Here is a 16,717-nt window from a genome sequence, read left to right as displayed (position 1 = left end):
AGCTAAACTTCGCTCATTCATTCCTTGCGGGGTCTCAGTCGTCTCGCTGATCCACTGGAAAGATAAGGTCGACCTACGGGAGACCTTATCTTTGCGAAAGTAATGCGCAGCATTATTGAGCAGAAGGGGTTACGAGCGAACGCTTCTCCAAATACTTAGAAAGATCATTGATTTTTGAATGTAGAAAAAAACACTTCATTCTAATTCGTAATGGATTAATAGACTTCTTCAACACTCTGAAAACCGCACCGGATAAAGTTCCGGTGCGGTTTTAGGTTTATAGGTATTCAGCGTAGCGTTTTTCCAGATAGTTCTGCAGCACGGTCATGACTGTGCAGATGGCCCAGTAGATGAGTGCGACCAGGATGAGCAACGTCAACAGGTCGTATTCCCGTGCGCCGACAATTCGCGCTTTTTGGAAAATCTCAGGCACCGTGATCATGGCCGCGAGCGATGATGCTTTGATCAGGTCCAAATAGACATTCGATAAAGGTGGCACCGCAATGCGCACCGATTGCGGCAGGATGATCCGGCGCATGGTCTGCCAATAGCTGAGGCCGAGTGCAGTGGATGATTCCCATTGGCCTTTGTCGACAGAGGCAAGAGCCGACCGGAACACTTCCGCGATATAGGCGGCGCTATTGATCGTGAAGCCGATGAGCGCTGCTTGCAAGGCGGTGAATTCAAGGCCGATGACAGGGAGTGCGAAATACAGCAAAAACAAGATGACGAGAATCGGCACACCGCGCATAAAGGAAATATAAAGGCGCGCCGGCAGATGGAGCAGCGGCTGTTTTGATGTCCTGGCGAGCGCCAGGAAAAAGCCGATGACCAGTCCGCCCAGCATGCTGCCCATTGAAATCAACAGCGTTAACCAAATGCCCTCGAGCACATAGGGCAGGGAATTGATCGCAAGTTCAGGATCAAATAACAGCCCCCATTCGATATCGCTCATGAAAGTGGCCTCCTTTAGTTTTCCTCTTCGATGTCTGGTTCAATGGAGACATCGGCTCCGTCGAAAAACTCAGCTGAAATCTCGCTGATGGTGCCGTCCGACAGCATTTCCTCGAGCGTCGCATTCACTTGTTCAAGCAATTCTTCGTTGTCTTCATTGACGACAAGGCCGACTTCAGAAGGCAAGTATTTGATGTCCGGGTGGATGGTGATGTTGAGCTCCGGGAAAGCTGCCACTCCGAAAGTCGATAAATAATAATCGTTTAGGATGACGTCGGTTCGGCCGATCGACACATCGCGCAGATAGATTTCATTTGTCGCGTTGTCATAGGTCACTTCTTCCGCCCCATAATCGCGGGCGATCTGCATATAGACCGATGTCGAGACGCCGGCTGCTTTTTTGCCTTCCAAGTCTTCCAGTGATTCGATGCCGGATAAGTCATCTTTTCGGACGACTGCCGTCCCGTAGGAATATTTGATCGGAGTGGAGAACAGGAATTGATCGGTCATGTCTTCCGTCACCTCGATATCGTTCGCTGCCATATCGAGCTGCCCCGTACTGACGCTTGTCAACATTTCGTCGAATCCGAGTTCGCGGAATTCGATTTCAAGGTCCAGGCGTTCGCCGAGTTCCCGTACGACTTCAACTTCAAAGCCCGTCAATTCTCCGCTTTCCTCGTCGCGGAACGAAGTGGCCAACAGCGTTCCGGAAGTACCGACAGTCAAGACGCCTTCTTCCTGGATGCCGTCCCATTCCGATGGCTGTTCAGTTTCTGCAGCTTCATCTCCGCAAGCTGATAATGCAATTGCTGCCGTGCCGAACAGGGCGGCAGTTATGTATGTTCGTTTCGTCATGATATTCAATGATAGGCCCCCTTAATTGATGTCCTATAAAAAGATAGCATTAACTATAGCTTGGGGCAATGCTTTGTCGAATAAATTTTATTATAATATTATTATGTAAACTAAATAGGTTTTATAAGAAATACCCGCACTGGCAAAAGGCCGGTACGGGCAGGTCAAAACTCATTTTTTCAATTTCAACACCAAGTCTTCATCAGGCGTGACGTAGACGGTTTTCTGTTCGAAATAAATCACGAAGCCCGGCTTGGCGCCGCTCGGTTTTTTCACTTGGCGGACTTCGGTGTAATCGACCGGGACGGAAGCGGATTCGCGCGCTTTGCTGAAATAAGCGGCGATGCTGGCAGCTTCTAGGATGGTGTCTTCATCCGGTTCTTGCGAGTGGATGATGACATGGGACCCTGGAATGTCTTTCGTATGCAGCCATGTATCGGATTTCGATGCGACCTTGAAGGTCACATAATCGTTTTGTTTATTGTTTTTGCCGACTGAAATCGGAATGCCGGTGCTCGATACATAATGCTCGACATTCGGCTTTTGCGGCTTTTTCTTTTTCTTCGATTTCTGTGCTTTCATATAGCCTTGTTCAGCCAATTCTTCGCGGATTTCTTCGATATCGGAGAGCCCCGCCTGTTGCACTTGTTGCATGAGCAATTCGAAATAGCGGATGTCTTCTTCGGTCTTTTCGATTTGCTCATGCGTTTTGACGACGGCCGTTTTGGCTTTTTGGTAACGCGAGTAGTATTTCTGGGAATTCTCGATCGGTGTCTTGCGCGGGTCGAGCGTGATCGTCACAGTTTCTTCATTATAATAATTGACGACTTCCGCTTGTTTCATTCCCTTTTTGATGGTGTGCAGATTGGCCATGATCAATTCGCCGTTCAATTGCAATTGATCGCGTTTTTGTGCTTGGTCCTGTTCTTTCTGAAGCTTTTTCAGCTTTAGTTTCAATTTGGAGATTTCGTTTTGAAGCCAGCGCTCCAAATCGCCTGCCTGTTGTTTGACACGGTCGCGCTCGGCTTTCGCATAAAAAATCCGGTCGAGCAGTTCGGATAAATTGTCAAAACGCATATTGTCCTGTCCGAGATGCGTCAATTCTGTTGCGGAAAAATAGCTTTTTCCTTGCTGTTCGACGTAATAGCCGGTCGGTTCCGGAGCATTGAAATCCTGCAAAAAGGCAGCTGCGCTTTCCGGATCCTGTTCGAGCCGGTAGTTCAGCTCTTTCGCCGTCAGCGGGGAAAAGCCGGCAAACTGGGAGACGATTTCCTTGTCGGTGAGTCCGCTGAAGTCTGCATCCGCCGCAAATGGATCTTGTTTATCTTGGGACGGCGGGAAAATATAATCCTGGCCCGGCAAAATCGTCCGGTAGGAGTTGACGCTCGGCGGCAAATGCTTGAGGCTGTCGAGAATCATGTCGCGTTCGGCGTCGACTAAAATGATATTCGAATGCCGGCCCATCATTTCAACATGGAGCTCGCGTTCGATTTCATCGCCGATTTCGTTGCGGGCGCGGATGCGCAGGATGATCAGCCGGTCGGATCCGTGCTGCTCGACGCCTGTGATGACGCCGCCTTCAATATGCTTGCGGAGCAGCATGCAGAACATCGGCGGTTCCGATGGATTGACGTTTGCCGTGTTGGTCAAATGAATCCGCGAATAGGACGGGTGGATCGAGATGAGCAATTTATGGTTTTTTCCTTGTGCGCGTATATGCAGGAGTAGTTCGAGCTGATTAGGCTGATGAACTTTTGAAATCCTTCCGGTGATGAGCTGTTGCAATTCGCTCGTCATCGCTTTCGTAAATAATCCATCAAATGCCATGAAAAATCCCTCTTTCAAATCGTTTTGTTCCATCTTATCATTTTCACGGAAGAATATGATATAATAAGACAGTTAGTTTTAAGCGTGAATATATTACTTGAGCATCGATGGCGGTGAGGAAGATGAAGAGAAAGCTGAAGTTCATATCCATCGGGGCGGGAAATGCGGTGTCAGTGAACCGCATCGTTTCGATGATCCAGCCGGATTCGGCGCCTTCCAAGCGCTTGATGCAGGAAGCGCGCAGCAAAGGCTTGCTCGTCGATGCGACAGGCGGCAAGAAGACCAAGTCGATCTTTATCATGGATAGCGATCATGTGGTCATTTCCGCTTTGTCGATCGAGACGGCACTTGCGCGGATTGAAGAAAATGATGATGAGGCAAGCGAGGGATAAAATGAGAAAACATCGTGGACTGCTCATCGTGCTGTCCGGGCCTTCGGGCGTCGGCAAAGGCACGGTGCGAAAAGAGCTGTTCCAACAGCCGGATACAAATTATGAATATTCCATCTCCATGACGACACGCGCGCCGCGTGAAGGGGAAGTGGACGAAGTCGATTATTTCTTCAAGACCCGTCATGAGTTTGAAGAACTGATCGACCAGGGACAATTGCTTGAATATGCCGAGTACGTCGGCAATTATTACGGCACGCCGCTCGAGTACGTCAATAAAATGCGCGATGCCGGACGTGATGTGTTCCTAGAAATCGAAGTGCAAGGGGCAGCGCAAGTGCGCGATAAAGTGCCGGATGGCTTGTTCATCTTCCTTGCGCCGCCTAGCCTTTTGGAACTCGAAGAGCGCTTGGTCGGCCGCGGCACGGAGTCGGATGAAGTGATCGCATCACGCATCCATGCCGCCAGGAAAGAACTCGAGATGATGAACCTATATGATTACGTCGTCGAAAACGATGAAGTCGAACACGCATGCGATCGCATCAATGCCATCATCATCGCAGAACATTGCAAGCGGGAACGCGTCGAAAAAAGATACTTAGATATGCTAAAGGAGAATGCCTGATGTTATACCCATCCGTTGATAAACTAAAAAGCCGCATCGATTCGAAATACTCACTGGTCGCTTTGGCGTCCAAGAGAGCCCGCCAATTGCACGAACATGGCGATGAGAAACTGGATTCCTACGTATCCCATAAAGCGGTTGGAAAAGCGCTTGAAGAGATTGCAGCTGGCGCATTGACGCCGGTTCAGCAAGATGCATCCGCGATTTACGAAGACGAAATTTAACTTATGATCTCAATTGACGACTCCCAGAGCGAAACTGTTCTTTGGGAGTTTGTTGTTTAGAAAGGGTGTTTAGCGGTGTTGGCAAATCGAAAAATCCTATTATGTGTAAGCGGCGGCATCGCCGTCTATAAAGCGGTCGCCCTCGTCAGCAAATTGTCCCAGGCAGGGGCGGAAGTGAAAGTCATCATGACAGAATCGGCGAAGCAATTCGTCCAGCCTTTATCGTTCCAAGTCATGTCCAGAAACGATGTCTATTTTGATACATTCGATGAAAAAGATTCTTCAGTCATTGCCCATATCGATTTGGCGGATTGGGCAGACCTCGTGATCGTCGCGCCTGCGACCGCCAATATGATCGCTAAAATGGCGAATGGTTTAGGCGATGATATGGTATCGACGGTGCTACTTGCGACGACTGCACCGATTTGGGTTGCTCCTGCGATGAACGTCCATATGTACGACCATCCGGCAGTCAAACGCAATATCGACCGTTTGCATCATGACGGCATCCGTTTCATCGAGCCGTCTGAAGGCTTTTTGGCCTGTGGTTATGTCGGCAAAGGGCGTTTGGAGGAACCGGAGAAAATCACTGAACTGGTGGCCGGCCATTTTACAAAAAACAAGCCGTTAAAAGGCAAGAAAGTGGTCGTGACGGCTGGGCCGACTCGGGAACGAATCGACCCGGTGCGTTTCTTGACGAATTTTTCAAGCGGCAAGATGGGCTATGCCATGGCAGAAGCGGCAGCGGAACTCGGTGCTGACACGATATTGATTAGCGGCCCAGTGTCATTGCCGGTGCCAAGCGGTGTCAAGCGAGTTCAAGTCGAGAGCGCACAGCAGATGCTTGAAGCGGTGCTTGGTGAATACGATAGTGCAGACTTGGTTGTCAAGACAGCAGCTGTCGCAGATTACCGCCCGGCGGCTATTGCGGGGCAGAAGCTTAAGAAAAAAGAAGGCAATTCGGTTCTTGAGCTGGAGCGCACGACAGATATCCTGCAGCAGCTCGGCCAACTGAAGAGCCATCAAATCCTGGTCGGCTTCGCGGCAGAGACCGATCATGTGGCGCACTATGCCAAAGATAAACTCGAGCGGAAAAATGCTGATTATATCATCGCCAACGACGTCAGTGCAGACCAAGCGGGCTTTGATCATGATACGAATGCAGTGACGGTATACGGGCGCGGGGAATTCGAGAAGACCTTCCCGGTCATGCCGAAAAAAGCGCTTGCGCTCGATTTGCTATCGCTCATCACTGAAAAGGAATTTGCAAAATGATTGCCGAAGTCATCGTCGATGTTGCCGCACATCCGATTGACCGGCCGTTCGATTATGCAGTGCCGGAAAAATTCCAGGCGCTCACCGAGCCGGGCATGCGCGTCAAAGTGCCTTTTGGCAACCGCAAAGTGCTCGGCTTTATTACAACTATCAAAGAAACATCTGAATTTGACCCGAAACGGCTGAAGCCGATCCACGAATTGATGGATGTCGTGCCCGTTTTGAACGGAGAAATGCTCGAGCTTGCACAGTGGATGAAACGGCAGACGGTCTGTTTTGAAATCGATGCCCTGCAAGTCATGGTGCCAGCAGCACTTCGCGCCAAATACGAGAAGCGGTTCGTGTTGAATGCCGCTATTGAAGAGCTGCCGAAAGAGCTGCATCCGTATTTCGGCACGCGTGACTTTGTCCGTGCCCAGGAAGCGGAAGCGGTCTATGGGCTGATGAAAAAGGAAATGGACAAAGGCACGGTGTTGGCGGATACGAATATCCAGCAGAAAACCGGTGTGAAAAAGTACGCATGATCCATATTACAGATTCTGTAGAGGATATAGAAAATATTTCCATAAGAGCGAACGCCAAGCAGCAATTGAAGCTGCAAGAGTTTTCCTGAAACATTTGGGCCAAAGCTTTGAATCTTCCCAACTGCAAAAGCTGGCGGGTGTTTCGCTCCCGACAATCAACGCATTGGCGGAAAAAGGCATGGCCAATTTTTCGTCTATGGAATCGTATAGAGACCCTTCACTTCTGACAGCCATTGAACAAAAGATCGCCTTGGATTTGACGGATGAACAGCAAACGGCATTCGATGCTATTCAATCCTCGCTCAACACGGAAAAAACCTTTTTGCTTCATGGCATCACCGGCAGTGGAAAAACGGAGATTTATTTACAGACGATCGCCCAAGTGCTTGAAGAAGGCAAGGAAGCGATCATGCTCGTCCCGGAAATTTCCTTGACGCCCCAGATGACCATCCGTTTCAAGGAACGTTTCGGCGATTTGGTCGCAGTGCTGCACAGTGGCTTATCAGCAGGGGAAAAATACGATGAATGGCGTAAAATCCAGCGTGCGGAAGTGAAAGTCGTCGTAGGGGCCCGTTCGGCGATTTTTGCGCCGTTTCAAAATCTCGGCTTGATCATCCTCGACGAAGAGCACGAATCGAGCTATAAACAAGACGATTCGCCCCGCTACCACGCACGGGATGTGGCGATTTGGCGCAGCCAGCAGCATCAATGCCCCGTCATTCTTGGAAGCGCGACGCCATCACTTGAATCGTATGCGCGCGCCCAAAAAGGCGTCTATGAATTACTGGCGCTGAAAAACCGGGCGAAAAACCAGCCGCTGCCTGAGGTTCATATTGTCGATATGCGCGAAGAGCTGCGCACCGGCAACCGGTCGATGTTTTCTGTGGTATTGGCAGAAGCGATACGGGAGCGCCTGGCGCGGAAAGAGCAAGTCGTACTGTTTTTGAACAAGCGCGGCTACTCGTCATTCGTCTTATGCCGCGATTGCGGAACGGTGTTGCAATGCCCGAACTGCGATATTTCGCTAACCTATCACCGGGCGAGCGAACGCATGAAATGCCATTATTGCGGCTATGATGAACCCGTGCCTACGACTTGCCCGGAATGCGAAAGCGACCATATCCGCTTTTTCGGCACAGGGACCCAAAAAGTTGAAGAGGAACTGGCGAAGCTCGTGCCGGATGCGCGCGTGTTGCGGATGGATGTCGATACGACCCGCAATAAAGGCGCACATGAAAAGATCTTGTCAGCATTCGGCGAGGGCAAAGCCGATATTCTCCTCGGCACGCAAATGATCGCCAAAGGCTTGGATTTCCCGAATATTACATTGGTCGGAGTCTTGTCAGCGGATACGACTTTGCATTTGCCGGATTTCCGGGCAGCTGAGAAAACCTATCAATTATTGACGCAAGTGAGCGGGCGTGCAGGACGCGACGTATTGCCGGGAGAAGTGTATGTGCAGACCTATACGCCGGAGCATTATGCGATCACGCTCGCAAAAGACCAATTATACGAACCATTCTATGAGCAGGAAATGGCCATGCGACGGGCGAGCGGATACCCTCCGTATTATTATGTCGTCAATATCCAGTTCACCCATGAGGATTTGATGACGGTGTCGGGCTATGCCCAGCAGATGACTGAATACCTGCGCCACCGCCTGTCGCCCAAAACCATTATTATCGGGCCTTCCGCATCGCTCGTTGCGCGTGTGAACAATAGATATCGCTATCAATGTTTGATAAAATACAAAAATGAACCGAAGCTGGCTGAAGCGCTGCAGCAATTGATCAAAATCTACCGCAGCGACTGGATTAAAACGGGTGCAACTTTGTCCATCGACATGAATCCAACAACAGTCATGTAGCAGAAATGAGGAATAGAAATGGCAATCCGTAAAATTGTGAAACATCCGAACGAAGTATTGGAAACCCCTTGCAAGACGGTCACTGAATTCGACCGTCAGCTCGCTGTTTTATTGGACGATATGCACGAGACAATGATCGAAGCGGACGGTGTCGGCATTGCCGCACCGCAAGTAGGTGTCTCACTGCGCGTCGCGATCGTTGATTTCCAAGAAGGTCAGGAGCCGATTGAAATGATCAATCCGGAACTCGCGCTATTCGAAGGGAAAGAGACGGATATCGAAGGCTGTTTGAGCTTCCCGGGTATTTTCGGGGAAGTCGAGCGCCACGGCCGCATCAAAATCAAAGCCCAGGAACGCGACGGCTCTTGGTATGAGCTAGAGGCAGAAGGTTACGAAGCGCGTGCTATCCTTCATGAAATGGACCACTTGGACGGCGTGCTGTTCACGAGCAAAATCGAGAAATATGTCACCCAAGAAGAATTGGACGAACTGATCCGCCAGCAGGAAGAGGAGGATTCGCTTTGACCAAAATTGTTTTCATGGGAACGCCGGCATTTTCGGCTCCAATCCTGAAGATGCTTGCCGAAGAAGGATACGACATCGTTTCGGTCGTCACACAGCCCGACCGCCCTGTCGGCAGGAAGAAAATCCTGACGCCGACGCCGGTGAAAGAGCAAGCCTTGGAACTTGGATTGCCGGTCTACCAACCGGAAAAACTGAAAGATCCAGAACAAGCGCAAAAAATTCTCGACCTAAAGCCGGATTTGATCGTGACAGCGGCATTCGGGCAAATCTTGCCGACATCGGTACTCGAAGCCCCGAAACTGGGCGCCATCAACGTGCACGCCTCGCTGCTTCCGGAATACCGCGGCGGTGCACCGATCCACCAGGCGATCATTGACGGCAAAAAAGAAACTGGTGTAACGATCATGTATATGGTGGACCGTTTGGATGCAGGGGATATCATTTCACAAAAATCGGTACCGATCGAAGAAACGGACCATACCGGCAGCATGTTCGAGAAATTGAGTGTGGCAGGAATGGAGTTGTTGAAAGCAACCTTGCCGTCGATCATCGACGGGACCAATGCGCGAACTCCACAGGACGAAGAGCGTGTCACGTTTGCGCGCAATATTTCACGGGAGCAGGAACGCATCGACTGGAACAAATCCGCAAGCGAACTCTACAACCAAGTGCGCGGGTTGCATCCATGGCCGGTCGCGTTCACGACTTTAGCAGACGCCAATGTCAAATTGTGGTGGACGGAAATTGCCGACAGCCAGAAAACCGGCGCGCCGGGTGAAATCATCGAATTGACAAAAGATGCCATTATCGTCCAAACCGGTGAAGGTGCGCTTGCCATCAAAGAATTGCAGCCGGCTGGGAAAAAACGCATGACGGCTGAAGATTATTTACGCGGGCCGAAATTACAGGCAGGGGACCGATTCGAATGAAAAACAAAAAAATCCACGGCAATGTAAGAGATGCAGCATTGTCGATTCTCTATGCCGTGGAAAACAAACAGGCATATAGCAACCTCTTATTGAATACAACAATGGACAGCTACGGCATTTCCGCCAAAAACAAAGGCTTGTTGACGGAAATCACTTATGGCACGCTGCAGCATCAAATGACCTTGGACTATTATTTAGAACCGTATATTAAAGGCAAGCTCGATCCATGGGTGCGGACGCTTCTGCGCTTATCGCTCTATCAAATCGTTTACTTGGACCGCATCCCGTTCCATGCCGTCATCAACGAAGCAGTGGAAATCGCCAAACGGCGCGGGCATGGCGGCATTGCGTCTGTCGTTAACGGCATTCTGCGTTCCGTCCAGCGTACAGGCGTGCGTTCATTCAATGAAATTGCCGACCCAATCGAAAAGATTTCCATCGAAACGAGCCACCCGGCTTGGATGATCAAGCGCTGGTCGGAACAATTCGGCATGCAAAAAGCCCGCGAAATGGCGCTCGAGAACAATAAAGCGCCACTCCAGACGGTGCGTGTCAATACCGTGCAGGCGACGCCGGAACAAGTAATCGAAATGCTTGAGTCGGAAGGATTGACTGCCGAACCGAGCAAGATCATCCCGGAATGCCTTGTCGTTACGGGCGGGCAACCGGTTCGCACACAAACATTCGAAAAAGGCTTCATCACCATACAAGATGAAAGTTCAATGCTGCCGGCTTATGCACTGCAAGTGGAGCCTGGCATGACCGTGCTCGATATGTGTGCGGCGCCTGGCGGGAAGACGACCCATATCGCCGAAAAGCTTGAAGGACATGGGGCGGTGCTGGCGATGGATTTGCACGCCCATAAAGTTAAATTGATTGAAGAAACCGCAAAACGCTTGGGCCACCAGACAATCGAAACCACAGTCGGAGACGGCCGTGAAAGCAGCGAGCGCTTCGGCGAAGAAAAATTCGACCGGATCCTGGTGGACGCACCTTGCAGCGGGCTTGGTGTCATCAAGCGCAAGCCGGATATCAAATACACGAAAACGCCGGATGATTTCGGGCGCTTGCAGACGATTCAGCTTGCGCTTCTCGATGAAGCGGTGAAGCTGTTGAAGCCCGGCGGCATTCTCGTCTACAGCACGTGTACGGTCGATACCGAAGAGAACCGCGGAACTGCCGAGAAATTCATGAACACACATCCGCAAATGGAACAGATCCCTGCTGAATTGCCTGCTGCTTTCAAAAGCAAAGGCAAAGGATTTGTCCAAGTCTTCCCGCAGGATTTCGGGAGTGACGGATTTTTTATCGCAAGCTTCAGAAAAACCGACGGCCAAGTTGCCGAAAGCTAAAAAGCGGGGTGTACACTATTGTTTCAGTATGTAATTGAAAGCGATACCGGTAGAAAAAGGGAAGTCAATGAAGACCGCGTCGCTGTGCTCAAACGCCCTGGCGGATTGTTGCTCGCACTTGTCGCAGACGGCATGGGCGGCCATAATGCAGGAGACGTTGCAAGCCGGATGACAGTCGATGAACTCGGCAGAAGATTCATGGAAGCGGACGGAGCAAGGTTCGAGAACACAGAAGAAAAGACGGCCTGGCTGTCTGGCCAAGTATTGCAAGTCAACCGGCTTGTGTATGAACATTCCATCACCCATAGTGAATGCAAAGGGATGGGCACGACTCTGATCGCCGCATTGATCGAAGAGGATGATTGCGTGCTGTGCCATATCGGCGACAGCCGTGCGTATGTCATCGGCCCGTCGATGGCGCAAGTGACACGGGACCATTCCTATGTCAACGTGCTGGTCGATAACGGGGAAATTACGCAACAGCAGGCGGAAGATCATCCGAAGAAAAACTGGATCCTGCGCTCACTTGGCACAGAACCTGACATCGAACGGGAAATGCACCATTTTTCTCTCGCTGGCACTTCTTATTTCTTGATATGCACTGATGGCTTAAGCAATAAATTGAACGAGCGGGACATTTCGTCGATTGTCCGCTCGAAAGCCTCATTGTCACAAAAAGGCAAAGCCTTAATTGCGCTGGCCAATGACCTCGGCGGAGAAGACAATATTTCATTTGTATTGTTGACGGCGCTTGGTGAGGAGGTGTAGCGATGTTAGTTGGAAAACGAATCAACGGCCGCTATAAGGTGCTAGAAGCGATCGGCAGCGGAGGCATGTCCAATGTTTATTTGGCGCATGATATGATCCTTGACCGCGACGTCGCCATCAAAGTGCTGCGCTACGACTTCAACAATGAAGAGGAATTGCGCCGCCGCTTTAAACGGGAAGCGCTGTCTTCGACAAGTCTTGGCCACCCGAACATCGTCAGTATTTTTGATGTCGGGGAAGACAATGACTTGCCGTATCTCGTCATGGAGTATGTACCTGGAGATACGTTGAAAGAATACATCATCAAGCATTCACCGGTTGAACCGGAACGCGCTGTGGAAATCATGAAGCAATTGGCATCTGCCCTTGCGCATGCCCACCATAATCATATTGTCCACCGGGATATCAAGCCGCAAAACGTGCTGGTGGACGAAGACGGCAACGTCAAAATTTCGGATTTTGGCATTGCCATGGCATTGAGTGCCACTTCCTACACACAGACCAACTCGGTGCTCGGGACTGTTCATTACTTGTCTCCCGAACAGGCGAGAGGCGGCACCGCCAATAAGAAATCCGATATTTATTCGCTCGGCATCGTCATGTATGAATTGTTGACTGGAAAGCTGCCGTTTTCAGGTGAATCAGCTGTGGCTATCGCCTTGAAGCATCTGCAAACGGAAACGCCTTCATTGAAAGAAACTGTACCGGACCTGCCGCAAAGCCTTGAAAATATCGTATTGAAAGCGACTGCCAAAAATCCACAATACCGCTATGCCTCAGCAGATGAAATGGCAGAAGACCTTTCGACGGCGCTCACTCCGGAACGAATCAACGAACCGAAATTTGCTGTGCCGGTAGACGAAGGGGAAACCCGTGCCATGCCGGCGATTAAAGATTCGGGCACATATGAACAGGCCGATGCGACCAAAACGATGGCGCTGCCGGTCCAAGAAGATAAAAAAGCGCCGAAAAAACCAGCTGACAAGAAAAAACGCAAGAAGACACCGATTGTCCTGGCGATTATTGCAGCTTTGGTATTGATTGGCTTAATCCTGGTATTCGCCTTTCCCGAATTGTTCCAGCCGCGGCAAGTCGCCGTGCCGGATGTTTCCGGAATGGAACGGGAAGCGGCACATGAAGAACTGACCGCTGCCGGCTTTGTCGTTGCTGAAGAATCCGAACAATTCTCTGAAGAAGTCGATGAGAACCATGTAATCCGCACCATTCCTGAAGCCGGAAAAATGCGCGATCCGGAGTCGAGCATCAGCTTATTTATTAGCATGGGCAAAGAAACGGCTGAGTTCGGCGATTATGTCGGCGATTCGCTTGACCAGGCACAGCGTATGCTCGAAGATTCGAATTATGCTTCAGTCGATTCACGGGAAGAATTTTCCGATGAAGCGCCCGGCACGATCTTGAGCCAAAGCCCTGAAGCGGGAAGTGAAGTCGTCATCAGTGAAACCGCTGTCGAATTCGTCGTCAGCAAAGGGCCGGACATGCGCGAAGTGGAAGATTTGAGCGGCTACGGTGAAGCGGAATTAAATGAATACGCCCGTTCTTCAGGTTTCAATATCCGCATCGTCCGTGAAGAAGAATCCGATTCCGTGGAAGCGGGGTTGGTGCTGTCACAGAACGTTGCGGGAGGAGAGATGCTCGAAGTCGGAAGCACGATTGAAGTCGTGTTGTCTTCTGGCAGTGCGGAACTTCCGGTGAATACCTATGTCGAAACGGTGGAAATCCCTTATGAGCCGGCAGAGCCTGCAGAAGAAGGTGAAGACCCGGTCGAACAGACAATCCGCGTCTATATCCAGGACCAGAACCAAACCATGGTCGAACCCGTCGAGGAATTCACCATTACGGAGACGACTGAACACCAGATTGAAATGCAGATTGTCGAAGGCGGCAGTGCTTCTTACCGAATCGTCAGGGATGCCACGATCATTCTGGAAGAGACAGTGGACTATGAGAACGCAGATTGAGGAAATTACAATAAAGGATAAGGGGTGGTGCTATGCCGAAAGGTCAGATCAGAAAAGCGTTAAGCGGCTTCTATTATGTACTCGATGAAGATGGGGAGCGTTACACGCAATGCCGCGGACGCGGGATTTTCCGCAACCGCCAAATCACGCCGCTTGTCGGGGATTTTGTCGAGTACAAAGCGGATAACGAGCGCGAAGGGACGATACTGGATATTGAAGAACGCAAAAATGAACTGGTGCGCCCGCCGATCGCCAATATCGACCAAGCGATTCTAGTGTTTTCGGCCAAGCAGCCCGATTTCCATCCGCTGCTATTGGACCGTTTTCTAGTAGCTGTTGAATCGTTCGATATCCAGCCGGTCATTTGCTTGACGAAAACCGACCTATTGTCGGATGCGGAACGCGAAGAACTGGACCGCTATGCAGACGATTACCGGACAATCGGCTATGATGTCATTGAATCTTTCATAGACGACCCGACATTGCAGGAGAGGCTGATGCCGGTCCTCGAAGGCAAGACAAGCGTGCTTGCCGGGCAGTCTGGCGTCGGGAAATCAACTTTGCTGAATACGATTTTGCCGTCGCTGAAGTTGAAGACCGATGACATCTCGCAAGCCTTGAACCGAGGCAAGCATACAACGCGCCATGTGGAATTGATCGAAGTGAATGGCGGCTTGCTGGCGGATACGCCGGGATTCAGCTCGTTCGACTTTGAACAGCTCGAGAAAGAACAATTGTCGGCATGCTTCCCGGAAATGGAACAACGCGCAGGCGGCTGTAAATTCCGCGAATGCCTGCATTTGAATGAACCGAAATGCGTTATCAAAAAAGCGGTTGAGACAGGGGACATCCCTGAATACCGCTATAAGCACTACTTGAAATTTTTGGAAGAAATAATGAATCGAAAGCCGAGGTATTCACATGATTAAAATTGCACCGTCTATTCTAGCAGCAGATTTTGCAAAACTTGGACAAGAAGTACAGGAAGTCGAAAAAGCAGGAGCCGATTGGATCCATATCGATGTCATGGATGGCCATTTCGTCCCGAATATCACGATGGGGCCGATTGTGGTCGACGCGCTCCGCCCGTTGACAGAGCTTCCGCTTGATGTCCATTTGATGATCGAGAACCCGGACCGCTATATCGAGGATTTTGCCAAGGCGGGGGCGGATTATATTACCGTCCATGTCGAAGCATGCCCGCATCTTCACCGCACCATCCAATTGATCCGTTCGTTCGGCGTCAAACCGGGTGTCGTCTTGAACCCGCATACGCCGATCGAAACGATCCAGCATGTTCTGGAAGATATCGATTTAGTGCTGTTCATGACCGTTAACCCTGGATTTGGCGGACAGAAGTTCATCCATTCAGTGGTCCCGAAAGTTGCGGCATTGTCGCAATTGATTAAAGACAAAGGCTTGTCTGTCGATATCCAGATCGACGGCGGCATCAATGAAGAAACGATCGTACCGTGCGCGCAAGCTGGTGCGAACGTATTTGTGGCCGGTTCTGCCATTTTCGGCAAACAAGACCGCACGCAAGCGTTGCAGGCGATCAAAAAAGCGGGGCAAGGAGTTATCTCGTGATTATCGTAGTAACAGCAGGAGGTCCGGCAGACGAACTGCCGGACCTTTCTTCATATAAAGGAGCGTCCTATATCGGGGTGGATGCAGGGGTCATGACGCTGCTCGGGCAAGGCATTGAACCAGTGGAAGCAGTCGGGGATTTTGATTCGGTGACAGACAGCGAGTATGAAAAAATCCGCTCGGTTTTTCCGTCACTGGAACGGTCGCCGGCGGAGAAAGATGAATCGGATACAGAATTGGCTTTGAATAAAGCGATGCATTACAATCCCGATACTGTCATTGTCACCGGCGTGACCGGCGGCAGGCTCGACCATTATATGGCTGCCTTGCACACCGTCTTTGCCTACCAAAGAAGCTATCCGCAAATCGATTTCAGGATCGTGAACAAGCAGAATCGCATCCGTTTCATGGAACCCGGAACGTATCGCCTGGAAGCTGATCAAGCTTTCAAATACGTTTCCTTTTATCCGTTCGCGGAAGAAGTGAGCGGCTTTACGATAAAAGGGGTTAAATATCCAGTGACAGAGGAGCGGATTCCGTTCGGCTCGACACGCTTTATCAGCAACGAATTGCTGGAAGAGGCAAAGCTTGAATTCACGGGTGGCCATTTAATCGTCATCGAAAGTTCCGATTGAACGCACGAAAAAATGCCAGGCTGACGGATGTCAGACCTGGCATTATTCATGAGCGGTTTAGACGCGCTCAACTTTTCCTGATTTCAATGCTCTCGCGGAAACCCATACACGTTTCGGCTTGCCGTCTACAAGGATGCGAACTTTTTGAAGGTTTGCTCCCCATGTACGTTTTGTCGAGTTCAACGCGTGTGAACGGCTGTTTCCTGCACGAGCTTTACGTCCAGATACTGCACATACTTTTGGCATGTAAGTCCCTCCTCACAAGTGAAGCTGAAAATTATAATAGAATTTCAGTTCGTTTTTCGTTTCACATACTTTAATAATTTACCATAGAAAAAAGACAGGCGCAAGTGAAATTCACAGCCTTTCAAGAAAAAAACCTTTACAGGCTAAAACGTTGGC

General features: G+C 50.3%; 16 protein-coding genes and 1 pseudogene. 13 read left to right on the top strand and 4 right to left on the bottom strand.

Translation table 11 applies throughout. The features are described from left to right. Positions 1 to 277: 277 nt before the first annotated feature. The 3 genes from CW734_RS11505 to CW734_RS11495 all read right to left on the bottom strand — a co-directional run bounded on the left by CW734_RS11505 (position 278) and on the right by CW734_RS11495 (position 3,636). On the bottom strand, positions 278 to 955 hold the full coding sequence (locus CW734_RS11505) for an amino acid ABC transporter permease (RefSeq protein ID WP_101190555.1): 678 nt from the start codon (positions 953 to 955) through the stop codon (positions 278 to 280). 14 nt (positions 956 to 969) lie between these two features. Then, positions 970 to 1,809 (bottom strand): transporter substrate-binding domain-containing protein, encoded by an 840-nt coding sequence (locus CW734_RS11500; protein WP_101192184.1) that lies wholly within the window; start codon positions 1,807 to 1,809, stop codon positions 970 to 972. Positions 1,810 to 1,980: 171 nt separating this feature from the next. After that, positions 1,981 to 3,636, bottom strand: a complete 1,656-nt coding sequence (locus tag CW734_RS11495; protein WP_101190554.1) for an Rqc2 family fibronectin-binding protein — start codon at positions 3,634 to 3,636, stop codon at positions 1,981 to 1,983. Between the two features lie 122 nt (positions 3,637 to 3,758). Here CW734_RS11495 and CW734_RS11490 point away from each other — a divergent pair, with 122 nt between their 5' ends. The 13 genes and pseudogenes from CW734_RS11490 (at position 3,759) to CW734_RS11430 (ending at position 16,315) form a co-directional block, all read left to right on the top strand. Then, positions 3,759 to 4,028, top strand: a complete 270-nt coding sequence (locus CW734_RS11490; protein WP_101190553.1) for an extracellular matrix/biofilm biosynthesis regulator RemA family protein — start codon at positions 3,759 to 3,761, stop codon at positions 4,026 to 4,028. A 1-nt stretch (position 4,029) separates the two neighbouring features. Next, positions 4,030 to 4,650, top strand: a complete 621-nt coding sequence (gene gmk / locus CW734_RS11485; RefSeq protein WP_101190552.1) for a guanylate kinase — start codon at positions 4,030 to 4,032, stop codon at positions 4,648 to 4,650. Further along, positions 4,650 to 4,874, top strand: a complete 225-nt coding sequence (gene rpoZ, locus CW734_RS11480; RefSeq protein ID WP_101190551.1) for a DNA-directed RNA polymerase subunit omega — start codon at positions 4,650 to 4,652, stop codon at positions 4,872 to 4,874. Before gmk ends, rpoZ begins: the two co-directional genes overlap by 1 nt. A 75-nt stretch (positions 4,875 to 4,949) precedes the next feature. Next, complete coding sequence (gene coaBC, locus CW734_RS11475) at positions 4,950 to 6,149, top strand: bifunctional phosphopantothenoylcysteine decarboxylase/phosphopantothenate--cysteine ligase CoaBC (RefSeq protein ID WP_101190550.1); 1,200 nt, start codon at positions 4,950 to 4,952, stop codon at positions 6,147 to 6,149. Beyond that, positions 6,146 to 8,540: pseudogene (priA, locus tag CW734_RS11470) on the top strand (primosomal protein N'). The gene coaBC and the pseudogene priA overlap by 4 nt, the downstream one beginning before the upstream one ends. 18 nt (positions 8,541 to 8,558) lie before the next feature. Continuing rightward, positions 8,559 to 9,065 (top strand): peptide deformylase, encoded by a 507-nt coding sequence (gene def / locus CW734_RS11465; protein ID WP_101190549.1) that lies wholly within the window; start codon positions 8,559 to 8,561, stop codon positions 9,063 to 9,065. Continuing rightward, positions 9,062 to 9,994 (top strand): methionyl-tRNA formyltransferase, encoded by a 933-nt coding sequence (gene fmt / locus CW734_RS11460; RefSeq protein ID WP_058383544.1) that lies wholly within the window; start codon positions 9,062 to 9,064, stop codon positions 9,992 to 9,994. The genes def and fmt overlap by 4 nt, the downstream gene beginning before the upstream one ends. Continuing rightward, positions 9,991 to 11,346 carry a 16S rRNA (cytosine(967)-C(5))-methyltransferase RsmB gene (rsmB, locus tag CW734_RS11455; protein WP_101190548.1) on the top strand — a complete coding sequence of 452 codons (1,356 nt, stop codon included), beginning with the start codon at positions 9,991 to 9,993 and terminating at the stop codon, positions 11,344 to 11,346. Before fmt ends, rsmB begins: the two co-directional genes overlap by 4 nt. Before the next feature lie 18 nt (positions 11,347 to 11,364). Beyond that, positions 11,365 to 12,114 carry a Stp1/IreP family PP2C-type Ser/Thr phosphatase gene (locus tag CW734_RS11450; RefSeq protein WP_101190547.1) on the top strand — a complete coding sequence of 250 codons (750 nt, stop codon included), beginning with the start codon at positions 11,365 to 11,367 and terminating at the stop codon, positions 12,112 to 12,114. 2 nt (positions 12,115 to 12,116) lie between these two features. Continuing rightward, positions 12,117 to 14,093 carry a Stk1 family PASTA domain-containing Ser/Thr kinase gene (gene pknB / locus CW734_RS11445; RefSeq protein WP_101190546.1) on the top strand — a complete coding sequence of 659 codons (1,977 nt, stop codon included), beginning with the start codon at positions 12,117 to 12,119 and terminating at the stop codon, positions 14,091 to 14,093. Positions 14,094 to 14,125: 32 nt separating this feature from the next. Next, positions 14,126 to 15,022, top strand: a complete 897-nt coding sequence (gene rsgA, locus CW734_RS11440; protein WP_101190545.1) for a ribosome small subunit-dependent GTPase A — start codon at positions 14,126 to 14,128, stop codon at positions 15,020 to 15,022. After that, the gene (gene rpe / locus CW734_RS11435; RefSeq protein WP_101190544.1) at positions 15,015 to 15,680 is read left to right on the top strand and encodes a ribulose-phosphate 3-epimerase; all 666 of its coding nucleotides are present in this window, start codon (positions 15,015 to 15,017) and stop codon (positions 15,678 to 15,680) included. The genes rsgA and rpe overlap by 8 nt, the downstream gene beginning before the upstream one ends. Continuing rightward, positions 15,677 to 16,315: a thiamine diphosphokinase gene (locus CW734_RS11430; protein WP_101190543.1), complete on the top strand. Its 639-nt coding sequence runs from the start codon at positions 15,677 to 15,679 to the stop codon at positions 16,313 to 16,315. Before rpe ends, CW734_RS11430 begins: the two co-directional genes overlap by 4 nt. A 57-nt stretch (positions 16,316 to 16,372) precedes the next feature. On the opposite strand, the gene rpmB is transcribed toward CW734_RS11430, so the two are convergent. After that, positions 16,373 to 16,561: a 50S ribosomal protein L28 gene (gene rpmB, locus CW734_RS11425; protein ID WP_058383551.1), complete on the bottom strand. Its 189-nt coding sequence runs from the start codon at positions 16,559 to 16,561 to the stop codon at positions 16,373 to 16,375. Positions 16,562 to 16,717 lie beyond the last annotated feature (156 nt).

This window comes from Planococcus sp. MB-3u-03, assembly GCF_002833405.1.
GTDB lineage: Bacteria > Bacillota > Bacilli > Bacillales_A > Planococcaceae > Planococcus.
This window is presented reverse-complemented; position numbering and strand designations above follow the sequence as displayed.

Bases quoted from the DNA above. Each gene is read 5' to 3' on its own strand.
- CW734_RS11505 (WP_101190555.1), bottom strand. From the start codon at position 955: ATGAGCGATATCGAATGGGGGCTGTTATTTGATCCTGAACTTGCGATC.
- CW734_RS11500 (WP_101192184.1), bottom strand. From the start codon at position 1,809: ATGACGAAACGAACATACATAACTGCCGCCCTGTTCGGCACGGCAGCA.
- CW734_RS11495 (WP_101190554.1), bottom strand. From the start codon at position 3,636: ATGGCATTTGATGGATTATTTACGAAAGCGATGACGAGCGAATTGCAA.
- CW734_RS11490 (WP_101190553.1), top strand. From the start codon at position 3,759: ATGAAGAGAAAGCTGAAGTTCATATCCATCGGGGCGGGAAATGCGGTG.
- gmk (WP_101190552.1), top strand. From the start codon at position 4,030: ATGAGAAAACATCGTGGACTGCTCATCGTGCTGTCCGGGCCTTCGGGC.
- rpoZ (WP_101190551.1), top strand. From the start codon at position 4,650: ATGTTATACCCATCCGTTGATAAACTAAAAAGCCGCATCGATTCGAAA.
- def (WP_101190549.1), top strand. From the start codon at position 8,559: ATGGCAATCCGTAAAATTGTGAAACATCCGAACGAAGTATTGGAAACC.
- rsmB (WP_101190548.1), top strand. From the start codon at position 9,991: ATGAAAAACAAAAAAATCCACGGCAATGTAAGAGATGCAGCATTGTCG.
- pknB (WP_101190546.1), top strand. From the start codon at position 12,117: ATGTTAGTTGGAAAACGAATCAACGGCCGCTATAAGGTGCTAGAAGCG.
- rsgA (WP_101190545.1), top strand. From the start codon at position 14,126: ATGCCGAAAGGTCAGATCAGAAAAGCGTTAAGCGGCTTCTATTATGTA.
- rpe (WP_101190544.1), top strand. From the start codon at position 15,015: ATGATTAAAATTGCACCGTCTATTCTAGCAGCAGATTTTGCAAAACTT.
- rpmB (WP_058383551.1), bottom strand. From the start codon at position 16,561: ATGCCAAAAGTATGTGCAGTATCTGGACGTAAAGCTCGTGCAGGAAAC.